The organism is Polynucleobacter sp. UB-Raua-W9, assembly GCF_018687435.1.
In the GTDB taxonomy this organism is placed as follows: Bacteria; Pseudomonadota; Gammaproteobacteria; order Burkholderiales; family Burkholderiaceae; genus Polynucleobacter.
The window spans coordinates 737045-752090 of record NZ_CP061290.1 but is presented as its reverse complement, the minus strand read 5'-3'; the positions used below and the strand labels follow the sequence as shown (position 1 = coordinate 752090).

General features: G+C 47.3%; 16 protein-coding genes. 2 read left to right on the top strand and 14 right to left on the bottom strand.

From position 1 onward, the window contains the following. Positions 1-55: 55 nt before the first annotated feature. The 4 genes from soxY to AOC07_RS03850 all read right to left on the bottom strand — a co-directional run bounded on the left by soxY (position 56) and on the right by AOC07_RS03850 (position 3412). Positions 56-508, bottom strand: a complete 453-nt coding sequence (gene soxY, locus AOC07_RS03865) for a thiosulfate oxidation carrier protein SoxY (RefSeq protein WP_215358224.1) — start codon at positions 506-508, stop codon at positions 56-58. A 67-nt stretch (positions 509-575) separates the two neighbouring features. Further along, positions 576-1664 carry a c-type cytochrome gene (locus AOC07_RS03860; protein WP_215358223.1) on the bottom strand — a complete coding sequence of 363 codons (1089 nt, stop codon included), beginning with the start codon at positions 1662-1664 and terminating at the stop codon, positions 576-578. After that, positions 1648-3048, bottom strand: a complete 1401-nt coding sequence (gene soxC, locus AOC07_RS03855; RefSeq protein WP_215358222.1) for a sulfite dehydrogenase — start codon at positions 3046-3048, stop codon at positions 1648-1650. Before soxC ends, AOC07_RS03860 begins: the two co-directional genes overlap by 17 nt. A gap of 28 nt (positions 3049-3076) precedes the next feature. After that, on the bottom strand, positions 3077-3412 hold the full coding sequence (locus AOC07_RS03850) for a helix-turn-helix transcriptional regulator (RefSeq protein WP_215294071.1): 336 nt from the start codon (positions 3410-3412) through the stop codon (positions 3077-3079). A 105-nt stretch (positions 3413-3517) separates the two neighbouring features. On the opposite strand from AOC07_RS03850, the gene modB reads away from it, so the two are divergent. Beyond that, positions 3518-4171, top strand: a complete 654-nt coding sequence (modB, locus tag AOC07_RS03845) for a molybdate ABC transporter permease subunit (RefSeq protein WP_215358221.1) — start codon at positions 3518-3520, stop codon at positions 4169-4171. Further along, positions 4171-5277: an ABC transporter ATP-binding protein gene (locus AOC07_RS03840; protein ID WP_215358220.1), complete on the top strand. Its 1107-nt coding sequence runs from the start codon at positions 4171-4173 to the stop codon at positions 5275-5277. The genes modB and AOC07_RS03840 overlap by 1 nt, the downstream gene beginning before the upstream one ends. Here the strand turns inward: AOC07_RS03840 and AOC07_RS03835 are convergent. The 10 genes from AOC07_RS03835 to AOC07_RS03790 are packed head-to-tail and all read right to left on the bottom strand — an operon-like array spanning position 5267 to position 15037. Next, positions 5267-5923 (bottom strand): bifunctional 2-polyprenyl-6-hydroxyphenol methylase/3-demethylubiquinol 3-O-methyltransferase UbiG, encoded by a 657-nt coding sequence (locus tag AOC07_RS03835; protein ID WP_251371725.1) that lies wholly within the window; start codon positions 5921-5923, stop codon positions 5267-5269. The genes AOC07_RS03840 and AOC07_RS03835 overlap by 11 nt on opposite strands. Then, positions 5907-7115 (bottom strand): O-succinylhomoserine sulfhydrylase, encoded by a 1209-nt coding sequence (locus AOC07_RS03830; RefSeq protein ID WP_215358218.1) that lies wholly within the window; start codon positions 7113-7115, stop codon positions 5907-5909. The genes AOC07_RS03835 and AOC07_RS03830 overlap by 17 nt, the downstream gene beginning before the upstream one ends. A 60-nt stretch (positions 7116-7175) precedes the next feature. Further along, positions 7176-8714: an amidophosphoribosyltransferase gene (gene purF, locus AOC07_RS03825; RefSeq protein ID WP_215294066.1), complete on the bottom strand. Its 1539-nt coding sequence runs from the start codon at positions 8712-8714 to the stop codon at positions 7176-7178. A 4-nt stretch (positions 8715-8718) separates the two neighbouring features. Beyond that, a complete protein-coding gene (locus tag AOC07_RS03820) occupies positions 8719-9285 on the bottom strand; it encodes a CvpA family protein (RefSeq protein ID WP_215358216.1) in 567 nt (188 codons plus the stop codon). Continuing rightward, complete coding sequence (locus AOC07_RS03815; RefSeq protein WP_215358215.1) at positions 9285-10103, bottom strand: SPOR domain-containing protein; 819 nt, start codon at positions 10101-10103, stop codon at positions 9285-9287. The genes AOC07_RS03820 and AOC07_RS03815 overlap by 1 nt, the downstream gene beginning before the upstream one ends. 3 nt (positions 10104-10106) lie before the next feature. Then, a complete protein-coding gene (gene folC, locus AOC07_RS03810; RefSeq protein WP_215358214.1) occupies positions 10107-11432 on the bottom strand; it encodes a bifunctional tetrahydrofolate synthase/dihydrofolate synthase in 1326 nt (441 codons plus the stop codon). A 4-nt stretch (positions 11433-11436) separates the two neighbouring features. Further along, positions 11437-12324 carry an acetyl-CoA carboxylase, carboxyltransferase subunit beta gene (accD, locus tag AOC07_RS03805; RefSeq protein ID WP_215358213.1) on the bottom strand — a complete coding sequence of 296 codons (888 nt, stop codon included), beginning with the start codon at positions 12322-12324 and terminating at the stop codon, positions 11437-11439. 5 nt (positions 12325-12329) lie between these two features. Next, on the bottom strand, positions 12330-13127 hold the full coding sequence (gene trpA / locus AOC07_RS03800; protein WP_215358212.1) for a tryptophan synthase subunit alpha: 798 nt from the start codon (positions 13125-13127) through the stop codon (positions 12330-12332). A gap of 8 nt (positions 13128-13135) precedes the next feature. Then, positions 13136-14329, bottom strand: coding sequence for a tryptophan synthase subunit beta (trpB, locus tag AOC07_RS03795; RefSeq protein ID WP_215358211.1), 1194 nt, complete (start codon positions 14327-14329; stop codon positions 13136-13138). A 30-nt stretch (positions 14330-14359) separates the two neighbouring features. Next, a complete protein-coding gene (locus AOC07_RS03790) occupies positions 14360-15037 on the bottom strand; it encodes a phosphoribosylanthranilate isomerase (protein WP_215358210.1) in 678 nt (225 codons plus the stop codon). Between the last annotated feature and the right edge of the window lie 9 nt (positions 15038-15046).

Here is a 15046-nt window from a genome sequence, read left to right as displayed (position 1 = left end):
TTTTCCTCTTGTAATCTAGTAATTAATTAATGGTATTTATTAGGACTGGGGGCAATTAACCGCCGCAACCACCCAAAGTCACTTTCACTTCTTTAACCGCCATACTCCACTTGCCATCGGCTTTTACCAAGGCATATACATTGGAGGTTTGGCCCATCTTGATGCGAGTAGTCACGAATGGCTCGGTACCAGCTGGGATAAAGAATTGGGCAGCTAAGGCGCTTGGATTTTTCTCAACCAAGATAGCCATTTGCTCTGCCTTGAGAGTTGTGACAATGCCAACTGGAACTACCGCACCATTTTCTGCAATATCTGGGGCGTTCAAAGTAACAGCGCCAGACTTATCTGGACTACCTGCACCTAAGATTTTGAATACATCCTCAAGGCTCTTGCCTTCAAAGGCGGCTTTATTCCACTCTTGAGCTTGGGCTACGCTAATAAGACCCGCAGAAGCCATCAAGCCAAAAACGGCTGAATATTTCAATAAACTGCGTCGCTGCTGATTCATAAAAACTCCTTTAATAATCTACTCTTAGTATCAAATATAGCGGTATTTCAAAAAACCCTCTGTAAATCTATTGCCCTGTCAGAACCCAGCGTACAAGAGTCGCCCTGTCCTCATCGGATAACTGCGACTGTGGCGGCATTGGAATGGCCCCCCATACTCCTGAACCCCCATTTTTGACCTTAGCCATGAGCTTTTCTTGAGCCCCGCTTTGACCTTTATATTTCGCTGCAATATCGGCAATCGATGGCCCCACTAGCTTCGCGTTGGGTGCATGGCAAGCAGAGCAATTCTCATTCTTAAATAATGCTGCAGAACCTTTTACTGCGGCAGCATGGGTATCAGCAGCATGCGCCAAACCCTCACCCGAAGATCCGGGCAGTCTGTCAATTGGTGGCTTAGTCGAATCCGAACCACGATATGGGCCATAAAGACGATTTTGCTCAGCAATATTGCCATGCGCATTTCTGGCAAAGTCCGGCAATGTAGAACCAATCTGCACAAACTTCACGCAATTGCTCATGCAAGAAGAACCGTTTACATCCGGCTTGCCGCTCACACTCCAAAAGCCATGATGACGAGTCATGCCATTCCGGTTAGGCATCTTCTTTTGTACTTCCGCAATATTGGTATTGCTTAGGACAAAATCATCTGGAACGATTTCGCCCAAGCTCAAAATAAATGCCACAAGAGCATAAGTGTCATCCGGCGTTAGTGATCGTGGTGCATTCCAAGGCATGGCACGATAGATGTAGTCCCACAAAGTAGAGACAGTGGGCACCTTCATTAAAGTGGTCCGCTGTGGTTGCTTGCGATCAACCAAAGAAGCAACTTTTCCAGTCTTTATGTCATCAACAGTCGTTCCACCTGCGATTGGCGTGAAGATTTCATTAGATTCACCAAAAACACCGTGACAACTAGCGCATTTGGATTCCCAAATCGCTTGGCCCTTTTCTACGGAGCCAGACCCTTTTGGTAGACCCTTGAAGTCGGGTCGCACATCAATGTCCCAAGCAATCACTTCTGCCGGTGTTGCATTGCGACCAATCCCAGGAAACTGAGTAGAACCTTGAACGCCTTGGGCATGGGCAAGCTGAGCAGAAAATACTGCCAGGCCTAAAAATACTAAGCGAGCAAATAATTTATCCAACCTGTACATTGCTCACCTCGCCATTTGAATCCAACTTCCAAGACTGAATTGCATTGTTGTGATAAATCGAGCGATTGCCACGAACATCGCGCAACATCTTGATGGATGGCTGTATATAACCAGTGTCATCTACCGCTCTAGACTGCAGTATTGCCGGTGATCCATCCCATACCCAATCAATATTGAACCGGGTAATGGACTTTGTAAGAACTGGCGTTTCTAGGCGTGCAGAACGCCAGTTGTTACCACCGTCAAATGACACGTCAACGCGTTTAATCTTGCCGCGGCCTGACCAAGCCATACCGCTGACATTATAAAAACCTTTATCTAACAATTGCTGACCACCAGAGGGTGTGGTGATGACGGATTTACATTCTTGTATGGATGCATATTGACGATGCATTCCATCAGGCATCAATTCAATATAGTGAACGGCTTCGTCTTTTGTATGCCAAGGCATATCGCCCACTTCAAGGCGACGCAACCACTTCACCCAACTGACACCCTGCACTCCTGGTACCACCAAGCGCAATGGGAAGCCGTTTTCTGGGCGCAGCATCTCCCCATTCATACTCCAGGCAACGATCGTATCCTCAAGACAAGAGTCAAGATTAATCGTACGAGTCATACCCGAGCCATCGCCACCCTCAGCAAGAAGAAACTTGCCTTTTTTCAGATCCGCTCCGCACTCCTCTAGCAATACTTTAAGCGGCACACCTGTAAATTCGCAACAAGACAGCATGCCATGGGTGTATTGCACTGTTGGCACTGCAACGTTGCCCCACTCTAGGCCGGTATTTGCGCCACACTCAATAAAGTGTGTACGAGAGACTGATGGCAAACGCATTAAGTCATTCATCGTAAAGACGCGGGCATTCTTCACCATGCCATTGATCATCAAACGATGTGTTTCAGGATTTAAGTTGTACCAACCCTGATGATGGCGTTCAAAGTGAAGGCCGTTTGGAGTAATCGTTCCAAACAAACCTTGCAGAGGTGTGAAAGCAACAGAAGCTGCGGATACACGTGTCAAGCCAGGTGATTCACGACGAATCAAATTGGCTTCATAAATGGATGGCACGCCATATGGCATCGTCGCTACGTTCTTACCAAGAGTAGTCTGCCACTCCTGCTTTTCTAGAATCGCTGGGTCACCCTCACCAGCAGCAAATGCCATTGGGGCTGCTAAGCCAGCTGCTGCACCACCTAAAGCAGAAAAGAATCCTTTGCGCAAAAAGCCGCGGCGTGTTTCATCTAGACCATTGGCGTTGATATCAGCAATTAATTCCTGAGAAATAAAGTGCTCTGGCGCCTTAACAAGCCTAGCCCTACTAGCAGGCTTCTCAACCACCGAAATCTCTTCAGCGCTCAATTCAATTTGCTTCTTCGTCATTTGACCTCTGCTTGATAAATACTTTGTATTAATGAATGCTTTCAGCAATCTTTGCGCAGACTGTCTGGCACATCTCTACGGTTGCGTTATCTGCAATTGAGTAATAAACCGTTACACCGTCCTTACGTCTGAGTAAAATTCCAGCCTTATGCAGTGCTAAAAGGTGCCGAGATACATTTGCTTGGCTTGTGCCACACATCACCACTACCTCTGAAACTGATTTTTCACCTGTACATACTGCATACATGATGCGCAAACGTGCTGGTTCAGATAAAACATTGAAATAGGCCGCTACTTGTGCAAATACCTTCTCCATCTGCTTTGGTGACAAACTCTTGGTTGCTTTTTGAACCTTAGATTTCATGTAGGTTATCTATGAATATATACGTATAAACGCATATTTAACCCATATCTAAGGCCACTGAATATAGAGACATACCCTGACGATATCAACGGATACAATAAATACATGGACATAAATGCCATTCTTCTCTCGTTAAAGCTTGCTTTGTGGACCCTTGTTCTCATTCTGCCTTTTGGAGTCTGGGTTGCCCACTCGCTACAAAAACTCGGTAAAAGTAAATCTTGGATAGAGGCCGCCTTAGCATTGCCATTAGTGCTCCCCCCCACCGTATTGGGCTATTACCTGCTGGTCGGCCTCAGCGGCAAAAGCTTATTTGGTATTCCGATGGTATTTTCATTCACCGGAATATTAATAGCCTCCCTAATTGTGAATCTGCCCTTTGCAATTCAGCCAATACAGCGGGCTTTTGAATCCATCAACCCTGAAATTATTGAAGCCGCTCAAGTCAGCGGTCTTTCTCAGTGGCAAATCTTTCGCACGATTGAATTGCCATTAGCCTGGCGCGGCATCACTAGTGCAGCCGTCCTGACCTTTGCCCACACTCTTGGAGAATTTGGCGTTGTCCTGATGATGGGTGGCGCAATACCCGGGGAAACCAAAACAGTCTCCATTGCTATCTATGACAAAGTTCAAAGCTTTGATAGCGCTGGCGCAGGAGCGCTATCATTACTATTGCTTGCAACCTCTTTAATAGCGATTGCAATCTCCTATGGTGTGTTTGGCCGAAACCCATCTCGTAGAAGTGGATGGAGAGCTTAATGCTGAAGGTCAAAGCCACACAAATACTCCCCAATCCATTGCAAATTGATATTGAATGCGCCCCCGGAGAATTACATGCTCTGGTAGGCCCATCCGGAAGCGGCAAAACATCAGTCCTCAGGACAATTGCAGGTCTGAACAATGCTAGCGCAGGGAAAGTTGAATGTGATGGTCAAACTTGGTTCGAGGCCAACGAGCTAAGAGGAGTTACAAGGTCCCTTGCACCAGCCGAGCGCTCATGCGGATTTTTATTTCAGCAATATGCACTCTTTCCCCATTTAACTGCCCTGCAAAATGTCTGTATTCCTTTGCAAAATTCTGGATTGAATCAAGCAAAGCGTGAATCAATCGCCTTAGATTGGTTAAACCATATGGGCATTGCCGAACTGGCTCAACGCATACCTCACGAACTGTCTGGCGGACAACAGCAACGCATAGCACTCGCTCGAGCGCTAGTAAAGAAACCAAAAGTGCTGCTACTTGATGAGCCTTTTTCTGCAATTGATGCGCCCACCCGTCAGAGTCTTTATAAAATCCTAGCTGAACTCAGAAAAGAGTTGCATATTCCCATTCTGCTAGTGACTCATGATTTACGCGAAGCTGATTTATTGGCAGATCACATCACCGTAATTGACCAAGGTATTGGCTTGCAGACCGCAGCTCCAAGGGTTTTATTTCAGAAACCCAGAAACTCGAGAGTGGCAGAGCTAGTTGGCATTAACAATATATTCGAAGGTATATTCACCTCGGGTAAGCTCTCCTGGGATAGAAGTCATCATATTTTTAATGTAATGGATAAAGGTAAGATCCCTCCGGGTACACCGGTCGCCTGGGTAATTCCGGCAGATGGATTGAGCGTTCATGATAGCCAGGTCTCGGACGGCATTCCTGTTGTCGTTGAGCAAATTAGCGCCCTGGGTCAGATTGCCGTCATTCAACTTCTTGCAAACAATAGCGCTCACACCATTACCTGGGAAGCCTCTGCAGCAGAAGTCAAACGCTTAGGCCTAGAGCTCGGCACGAAGACCTATGCTGAAATCGATGGTAGCAAGATTCACATCATGCCACTACGCTCCATCAACGACCCGCGCCGCTTTACTTCCTAGCAACCAGCCCCAATAAGGCAGACATGCCAGTATGTCTTGGGCCTTCTGATAACACTTGTTCGTATGAGCGCAGTTCAAGAATCTCAAAATCAATTGTGAGTTCTCGAATGAGCTCTTCGGTATACAGATGGTCAATGAGAGACGGGCCACCCGTCTTGTACTCGAGCTGCTTAGGTGTGTAGCCCTGCATTATCAAAATGCCGCCGGGCTTTAATGCCTCATAGGTCTTCTGAAAAATGCGCTCACGCATCTGCGGATCAGCAAACTGAATAAAGATCCCGATAACGGCATCATAAGTATTTGCCTGCCAAGCAAAGCTATCGGCATCCGAGAATGAGTATTGGACTACTACCTGGTTATCTTTTGCGAACTGGTTTGCTTTAGCAAGCGCAATATCAGACGCATCAAAGCCAACTACTTGCATACCTTGCTTAGCAAGCCAGACGCCATTGCGCCCTTCACCATCCGCAATACAGAGGACTTTGTTATTTGGCTTTAGATACTGATTAGCTTGTTTGACGAGATATTCATTTGGCTCTTTACCAAAGATAAATTCTTCTTTATTGAATCGCTCATTCCAAAACTGAGTGGCATCAGCAAAACCCAAAGGTTTACTGAGGTGGACTTCCTTATTTTTTGAGTCCACCAACGAGGTCATTCTTTAAATCATTGATATTTTCAAGACCAACCGCAATACGCACCAAGCCATCAGAGATGCCTGCTGCCTTGCGAGCCTCTGGAGTTACGCGGCAATGGGTAGTTGTCGCAGGATGAGTAATGGTCGTGCGTGTATCACCGAGATTTGCTGTAATTGAGCAAAGCTTAGTTTGATTAATGAGGCTAAAGGCCGATTTCTTGCCACCCTTCAAGATGAAAGATACGATCGCACCGCCTGCTTTTTGCTGACGTTTTGCTAATGCATGCTGAGGATGGGATGCGAGGCCAGGATGGTAAACACGCTCAACACCAGACTGCTTCTCCAACCATTGGGCCAGGGCGAGTGCATTTTGACTCTGCTGTTTCATACGAAGCTCTAGAGTCTCTAAACCTTTGAGAAATACCCAGGCATTAAATGCGGATAGTGTTGGTCCTGCTGTGCGCACATAAGGAAACACCTTGCCCATGATGAAATCTTTGCTACCCACAATTGCGCCACCCACCACTCTGCCTTGACCATCCAAATACTTTGTCGCCGAATGAATTACGACATCAGCACCGAAAGCCAGCGGCTTTTGCAAGGCCGGCGTACAGAAGCAGTTATCCACTGCGAATAAGGCGCCTGCTTTCTTGGCAACCTTGGAAATTGACTTGATATCTGCAATCTCTGTCAGGGGATTAGATGGCGTCTCTAAGTAAAATAATTTGGTGTTTGGCTGGACAGCAGCCTGCCATGACTTGGCATCAGCCAAATCAACATAAGTTGTTGTAATCCCAAAGCGCCCCAAGATATTGGTAAACAATTGAACCGTTGCACCAAATACCGAGCGGGAGCACACCACATGATCGCCAGCTTGCAGATGAGCCATCGCCATCGTCAAGATGGCCGACATACCAGAGGCAGTAGCGATGCATGCTTCGCCACCCTCTAAGGCAGCCAAGCGATCTTGAAACATGCTCACAGTTGGATTGGTAAAGCGGGAATAGATAAAGCCCTGGTCTGCGTGAGCAAAGCCATCGGCAGCCAACTCTGCACTATCAAAGCAAAAGCTCGACGTCAGAAACATTGCCTCTGAATGCTCTTGATATTCAGCTGTGCGGCGAGTGCCAGCACGGACCGCCAAAGTCTCTAATGCCAGCTTAGAAAAATCCGGCTTTTTGCGTATAGTTTTGCTCTTCATCGTGCTATTTTGACACCGAATTGCAGAATTGCCTCGTAGAAGGCAAATTCTTGTCGCTTTTTAGTCTTCAGTAGCCAAATGCAGGTGGAGCTGTGAGCGGGCAAAGTCACTCGAATCACGCTGACGATCAGCCTTAGCATCAGAGGTATTTCTGGCAGCCTCTAAGGCATCAAGATAGGACTCGGTAATATCTCCGGTGATGTAATTGCCATCAAAGCAGGAGGCCTCAAAGTTCTTGAGATCAGGATTGATATCACGAACTGCTTGTTTCATATCCTCAACACTTTGATAAATCAATTGGTCAGCACCAATCATCTTGTTGATTTCTTCATCGGTACGACCATAAGCAACCAACTCACTCCGTGTTGGCATATCAATGCCATACACATTCGGAAAACGGACAGGTGGCGCTGCTGATGCAAAGATTACTTTCTTCGCGCCAGATTCACGTGCCATTTGCACGATCTCGAATGAGGTAGTGCCGCGGACGATTGAATCATCTACGATCAGCACCGTTTTATCTTTGAACTCAATCCGCATTGCATTAAGTTTCTGACGTACAGACTTTTTGCGGACTGCCTGACCAGGCATGATGAAGGTGCGACCAATGTAACGGTTCTTAAAGAAGCCTTCACGATAATCCACCCCAAGCTTCTTGGCTACTTGCATTGCTGCAGGTCGGCTTGAATCAGGAATTGGCATGACCACATCGATTTCATCCACATTAGTCTCTTTGCGGATTTTCTCTGCTAAATAATCGCCCATGCGCATGCGCACGTTATAAACAGTTACTCCATCAATAGTGGAGTCTGGACGTGCCATGTAGACGTATTCGAAAATACAAGGCGTGAGGACTGCATTAGGCGCACACTGACGGGAATAAAAATTACCATCCAAATCAATATAAATTGCTTCACCCGGATTAACGTCACGTACAAAAGTAAAACCAAGACCTTCAAGCGCCACAGACTCAGATGTCACCATCCATTCAGGACCTTGTGGCGTATCAATCCGCCCAAGACAAAGGGGGCGAATACCAAATGGGTCGCGAAATGCTAATAGGCCATAACCCGCAATAATCGAAACAACGGCATAAGAACCTTTAACGCGACTAGTCACTCCAGTAACCGCATTAAACATAGCGCCCTCATCCAAGGCAGCGCTATTGGTCTCTTTTTGAAGTTCATCAGCTAAGACGTTTAAGAGCACTTCGGTATCAGAACTGGTATTAATATGACGACGATCACGATAGGCCATCTCAACCCGCAAGCTCGGTGCATTTGTAAGATTACCGTTGTGCGCTAAAACAATTCCGTATGGCGCACTGACATAAAAAGGCTGAGCTTCTTCTTCGCTGCTGGCTGAACCAGCAGTTGGGTAGCGGACCTGGCCGATACCAGCATTACCAACCAAGCTGCGCATATTACGAGTTCTAAATACGTCGCGCACAAGGCCATTGGCCTTATGCATGGTGAACGAGTTACCGTTCATAGTTGCAATACCAGCTGCATCTTGTCCGCGGTGTTGCAAAAGCAACAAAGCATCATAGAGAAGTTGATTTACTGGTGAGTGGGAAATAGCTCCGACGACGCCGCACATATCTCTAGATTCCTATTGTTAATTTAGGAGTAATCGTTGGCGTTACTTTGGGCATTGAATCACCCAATTGCTTAGCCCAGTCAGCTGGTAGCCAACCTTTAATTAAACCGGTTGCCGTATCCATAGCCGGTCTTGTAATAGCATCTTTCCAAGCGTTGCTTTGTGGGATCGGCGTTAGTGCAGCGAGCGTTGCCAGAATAATCACAATCAGGCCACCGCGCGCTAGGCCAAATACCAAGCCTAAAAAACGGTCCGTCAAACTCAAACCTGCTGACAAAATAATTTTTTGTACTAGACCACCGAGTAATCCACAAACAATCAAGGTCAAGATGAAAAGAATCAGGAAGCTGATACCCAGACCAAGTAACTCATCAAGGTGAAATGTTGAAAGCCATTCGGTGGCAAGGTAATTTGTATAGTGATAGGCAACCCATGCAGCCGCAAACCATGAACCTAGAGCAAGCACCTCTTTAAATAAACCGCGAGAAATGCCTACCAAGGCGGATACCAAGAGGACAACTAGGGTGAAGTAATCCACCGATGTTAATTTTAAGGTGGATAAGTATTCCATTACTGTTTACCAGTCTCGACGAGTCTTGGTGAAAGACCCATCGCCTTTGTTTTCTTTTCTGCTGCTTCAGCAGCATCTTTATCCGCAAACGGACCAGCTCGTAAAACATAGAGTTTGCTGCCATCGCTAGCTGTTTTATTAAAAACGTAATTAGGAATCTTTTGTTCTTTGAGTTTAGCAATCCAACCTTTAGCGCGATCTTCAGATGCAAATGCGCCCAGCTGAATAATAAATTTGCCAGAACCACTCGCAACATTGTTAGCACCACTTGCATTGGTCTTAGTAAGGTCATCAGCCTTCGCTTTGGTATTAGAAGCAGAGACCACTTCTTCTCCGGTAGCTAGACCTAGGGCGGCAGTTTTGCTTGGTACAGACTTAGCCTCAATCTTGGTATCTGATTTGGGCTCCACCTTAAGCTCAGATTTCACTTCTGAAATAGCTGCCGCTTCTTTAACAAGCTCTGTTGGGGTATCTACTTTTACTTTTTCTTCGACCTTGGTTTCTGGCTTTGCATCAATACCCGGAATTGGCAGACTCGTTACGATGTTGACAGCAATATCGTTTGGCGCTGACTTAGGCTTGCTATCCAAAATACGCGGCAAACCCACGACCGCAATCAGCACTAATACAGTGGCGCCAATTAAACGATGGCGAGCCCTTTGTTGTTCTGGGTCTTCGGTGAGGGCAAGTTCTTCTGCTTCGGCAGCACGCTGAAAACTGCGAGGAGCAGCGCGTTGAGCAGTGCGCCCCCTTACTGAACCTAATTCAAGGTCATCAGCCTGTGTTTTTCGCTTAAAGAAGCTCGGTAAACGAATCATGGATCAATGGGCCTGGTTGTTTCGGTAAATCATTACGCCTGCAACGGTATAGAAGGATCCGAAGGTCACAATTCTATCACCCTCACCCGCTTTTGAGAGCGCTTTTTGATACGCTGCAGCAGGATTTTCAAAGGTTTCAATACCGCCATCCGCTCCGTTTTGAGGCTTTACGCCCAAGGCCTCAAGTCTCTGGCTCAAGGACTTTGCGCTGGCCGCCCTAGGGGTTGGCAAATCCGTACAAAACCAGAAATCCACAATACTCAACAAGGGCTTCATTACCCCCTCAATATCCTTATCGGCCATAGCCCCAAAAATGGCATAGGTATAAGGGTGGTAACCCATTTTGTCTAAGCCTTGAGCCAAAGTAGCTGCGGCATGGGGGTTGTGGGCCACGTCCAAAACTATGGTTGGCTGCCCTGGCAAAACCTGAAAACGGCCCGGCAGTTCAACCAAAGCAAAACCATTACGAATATCCTGGGCGCTGACTGGCAGACGTTGGTGCAAGGCCATTAAGGCGGCAATGACAGCGGAGGCATTCAGAATTTGGTTAGCGCCCCGTAACGCTGGGTATCCAAGACCACTAAAGCGCTTCTTACGACCTGCCCATCCCCACTGCTGCTTATCCCCCTGAAAGTTGTAATCACGTCCTTGCAACCAAAGATCACAGCCAAGCTTTTCTGCATAGTCAATTAAAGATTGCGGCGGTACTGGGTCGCCGCACACGGCGATATGTCCAGGACGAAAGATGCCCGCCTTCTCGAAACCAATAGCCTCGCGAGTAGCTCCCAAGAAATCTGCATGATCAATATCAATGCTAGTAACGATCGCGCAATCGGCATCCACAATATTGACTGCGTCTAAACGACCACCCATGCCTACTTCTAACACCACGGCATCCATATTGGATTTAGAAAACAGATGCATGATAGCCAAAGTAGTGAACTCAAAATACGTTAGCGTTGGTGCATCTACCAAACTCACGCGTGCATTTTCAACAGCAGCAAAATGTTCTAATAAAAGATTGTCGGTAACCTCTTGTCCATTGACACGGGCGCGCTCATTGAATTTGAGAAGGTGAGGTGAAGTGTGGCAAGCAACGCGATATCCGGAGGCTAGCAAAATACTTTCAAGATAAGCGCAAGTAGAGCCTTTGCCGTTAGTGCCAGCAACTGTAATTAAAGGGCAATCAAAATGAAGATCTAAGGCCGACTTGACTCGATTGATACGTTCCAGACCCATGTCGATACCGACTGGGTGCGCTGTTTCGAGGTGACTAAGCCAAGCCTCTAGGCTAGAAAAAAGAATTGGGGTTTGGTGTGCTGTACTCAAGCGCTTAAACGACTGCGCTACCCGCAATCGCAGGCTCTGGTAGTTTTTGTAAGAGCGCCAATAAGCGTGCAATCTCGCCACGCATCTGGCGACGATCAACAATCATGTCAATGCCGCCCTTTTGCATCAAGAACTCGGAGCGCTGAAAACCTTCTGGTAATTTTTCACGAACAGTTTGCTCAATGACACGTGGACCAGCAAAACCAATCAAGGCTTTTGGTTCAGCCATCACCACATCACCCATAAAGGCAAAGCTTGCAGAAATACCGCCCATAGTAGGGTCAGTCAATACACTGATATATGGCAAACCTTTTTTAGACAGCAGAGTCAACATCGAGTTAGTCTTTGCCATCTGAAATAGAGATAACAAGCTCTCTTGCATACGCGCACCACCAGTAGCAGTAACACAGATGAAAGCGCATTTCTTGTCAATCGCTTCTTGCACACCGCGGGCAAAACGCTCACCCACGACAGATCCCATTGAGCCACCCATATATTGAAACTCAAAACAAGCTGCCACAACTGGAATACTCTCAATCTTGCCACCCATCACAATCAGAGCTTCTGTTTCGCCAGAAGCATCATTGGCTTCTTTAATACGATCTGGATATTTTTTAGAATCTTTAAATTTGAGCGGATCGGTTGGATAAATATCAGCTCCGATTTCGTATCGGCCACTTGAATCGAGAAGGCTATCTAAACGCTGTCGCGCGCCAATGCGCATGTGATGACTACATTCTGGGCAAACTGAAAGATTAGCTTCGATATCAGTGCTATAGAGAACTGTTTCGCAACTTGGGCACTTCACCCACAACCCTTCTGGTACTGACTTACGATTTGCAGGATCAGTATGTTGGATTTGGGGTGGGAGTAATTTATCTATCCAGCTCATTAGTTTTAACTATCCAATGCGTCGCGAATCTCACGAATGAAGGTTTCCAATGATTGTACCGCTTGACCAGGTGGCGCATCCTCTAACAGACGAATAATTCGACTGCCGATGACCACTGCATCAGCACTAGCGGATACCGCCTTGGCGCTTGCCGCATCGCTAATCCCAAAGCCTACGGCAATTGGAATATCGGTCTCCTCGCGAATCTTAGGGATGATGCTGGCCACATCTTGAGTGTTGAGGTGGGAAGCGCCTGTGACCCCACGCATCGAAACATAATAGATATAACCAGAGGCAATTTTGGCAGCCTCTTTAATACGCTCATGCGATGAGGTTGGTGCCAATAAGAAAATCGGGTCAATACCTGCAACACGCATACGTGCAGCAAAATCTACACACTCTTCTGGTGGGTAATCCACAACCAAGACCCCATCTACACCGGCCGCTTTTGCTTCGGTTGCGAAACGCTCTGCCCCCATTTGCTCGACAGGGTTTGCATAACCCATTAAGACTACGGGAGTAGTGACATCTTTTTGACGAAACTCTTTCACCATCCCCAAGCAAGAATGCAAAGTCACACCATGTGTTAAAGCACGCTCCGATGATCTCTGAATCACTGGGCCATCAGCCATGGGGTCTGAGAAAGGTACGCCTAACTCAATGACACTCGAGCCACCACGTACTAGTGCATGCATTAGCTCAACCGTTTGCTTTGGATCGGGATCGCCTGCAGTAATAAAAGGAATTAATCCTTTTTTGCCACTTGCTTTTAACTCTTTAAAGAGCGCTGTAATTTTTGACATCGTTTTTCTTAACCTTCAGAACCAGTAGCTTGTGCAACGGTGTGCATATCCTTGTCGCCACGTCCCGAAAGATTTACCAAGATGGTTTTATCTTTTGGCAAAGTCTTGGCGAGCTTGCAGGCATAAGCAATTGCATGGGCCGACTCCAATGCAGGAATGATGCCCTCAATCTGACAACAGTCATGAAATGCCTTAAGCGCTTCCTCATCGGTAATAGCTACGTAGTCAGCACGGCCAGAGTCCTTCAACCAAGCATGCTCAGGACCAACGCCGGGGTAGTCCATGCCCGCTGACACCGAATGGGTTTCAGAGATCTGACCATTCTCATCTTGTAACAAGTAAGTGCGGTTGCCATGCAAAACACCGGGCTTACCAACACAAAGTGCTGCTGAATGCAGACCACTACCCAATCCATGGCCTGCAGCCTCAACGCCAACCAGATTTACTTCTGGGAAATCAATGTAAGGATAGAAAATGCCCATTGCATTAGAGCCGCCACCAACACAAGCTAATACGAAGTCTGGTTGTCGACCAGTCATCTCCGGCATTTGCACTTTGCACTCTTCACCAATGACGCTTTGGAAATCGCGCACCATCATTGGGTAAGGATGCGGCCCTGCGACAGTGCCAATGATGTAGAAAGTATTTTCCACATTGGTCACCCAATCGCGCATTGCTTCATTGAGTGCATCTTTTAATGTTTTGGTACCCGATTCCACGGGAACTACTTTGGCACCGAGTAATTTCATACGGAAGACGTTTTGTGCCTGACGTGCAACGTCTACAGAACCCTGATAAACCGTGCAATCCAAACCAAAGCGCGCGCAAATAGTCGCTGTAGCAACACCGTGCTGCCCAGCGCCGGTCTCAGCGATGATGCGAGGCTTGCCCATGCGCTTAGCCAGCATCGCTTGGCCAATCACGTTATTAATCTTGTGTGCCCCAGTGTGATTAAGATCTTCACGCTTAAGATAGATCTGTGCACCGCCGACCATTTCGCTCCAGCGCTTGGCGTGGTATACCGGCGACGGTCTTCCGACGAAGTGTTTGAGCTCGTAATGAAACTCTTCAATGAATTCTGGATCGTGTTGATATTTAGCATAAGCTTCTTTGAGCTCATCTAATGCAAACATCAACGTCTCAGAAACAAACACGCCGCCGTAAGGACCAAAGTGTCCTCGTGCATCTGGCTTGTCGTACATAGCTACCTCTTTTGATTTATCTACAGCAATTTATTGGGATGATGATTTCTCATCTGCTGCGCGCACTGCTTTTACAAATTCAGCCATGAGCGCAGGATCTTTAATACCCCTGCTGCTTTCTACGCCACTAGAGACGTCAACCGCGCAAGGATGTAGACGAGCAATCGCCTCGCCCACGTTGTGCGTGTTCAATCCACCACTCAAAACGACCCGAGGCGCGTTTTCGCTTACCCATGTCTGTGGAATTCCTTGCCAATCAAAAGGAACGCCTCCGCCACCATAGCCCTCGACGAGAGCATCTAGCAGAAAAGCGTTTGCATCCCTATATTGTAGGGAAAAATCATCGAAGGCGAACTGAGGGCCTACACGCGCAGCCTTCATCCAGGGCTCACCTTGAGCCAATTGAGCACATCTCTGAGGGGTCTCATCCCCATGAAACTGCCACAAAGTGATTGGGGCAGCCGCACGTATAGCAGCAAACTCATCATCGCTCACATTCACCAGTAATCCAACGGCGTCTACCCCTGCCGGAAGTCTAGAAATGAGCTGGGCAGCCATATTGGGGCTTACAGCTCGAACACTGGGGGGATAAAAGACAAAGCCAACCGCATCAACACCAGCCAGAACGGCCGCATCAGTATCTGCCGCCGTCTTTAAACCGCAGATTTTGACCCGGGTTCGCCCCGGAAAATATGTCAATAAGCCCATAAATGAATG

Coding starts and splice junctions, on each gene's coding strand:
- AOC07_RS03840 (WP_215358220.1), top strand. CDS start 4,171: ATGCTGAAGGTCAAAGCCACACAAATACTCCCCAATCCATTGCAAATT.
- AOC07_RS03830 (WP_215358218.1), bottom strand. CDS start 7,115: ATGAAGAGCAAAACTATACGCAAAAAGCCGGATTTTTCTAAGCTGGCA.
- trpA (WP_215358212.1), bottom strand. CDS start 13,127: ATGTCAAAAATTACAGCGCTCTTTAAAGAGTTAAAAGCAAGTGGCAAA.
- AOC07_RS03850 (WP_215294071.1), bottom strand. CDS start 3,412: ATGAAATCTAAGGTTCAAAAAGCAACCAAGAGTTTGTCACCAAAGCAG.
- AOC07_RS03790 (WP_215358210.1), bottom strand. CDS start 15,037: ATGGGCTTATTGACATATTTTCCGGGGCGAACCCGGGTCAAAATCTGC.
- accD (WP_215358213.1), bottom strand. CDS start 12,324: ATGAGCTGGATAGATAAATTACTCCCACCCCAAATCCAACATACTGAT.
- trpB (WP_215358211.1), bottom strand. CDS start 14,329: ATGTACGACAAGCCAGATGCACGAGGACACTTTGGTCCTTACGGCGGC.
- soxC (WP_215358222.1), bottom strand. CDS start 3,048: ATGACGAAGAAGCAAATTGAATTGAGCGCTGAAGAGATTTCGGTGGTT.
- AOC07_RS03815 (WP_215358215.1), bottom strand. CDS start 10,103: ATGATTCGTTTACCGAGCTTCTTTAAGCGAAAAACACAGGCTGATGAC.
- soxY (WP_215358224.1), bottom strand. CDS start 508: ATGAATCAGCAGCGACGCAGTTTATTGAAATATTCAGCCGTTTTTGGC.
- purF (WP_215294066.1), bottom strand. CDS start 8,714: ATGTGCGGCGTCGTCGGAGCTATTTCCCACTCACCAGTAAATCAACTT.
- AOC07_RS03860 (WP_215358223.1), bottom strand. CDS start 1,664: ATGTACAGGTTGGATAAATTATTTGCTCGCTTAGTATTTTTAGGCCTG.
- modB (WP_215358221.1), top strand. CDS start 3,518: ATGGACATAAATGCCATTCTTCTCTCGTTAAAGCTTGCTTTGTGGACC.
- AOC07_RS03820 (WP_215358216.1), bottom strand. CDS start 9,285: ATGGAATACTTATCCACCTTAAAATTAACATCGGTGGATTACTTCACC.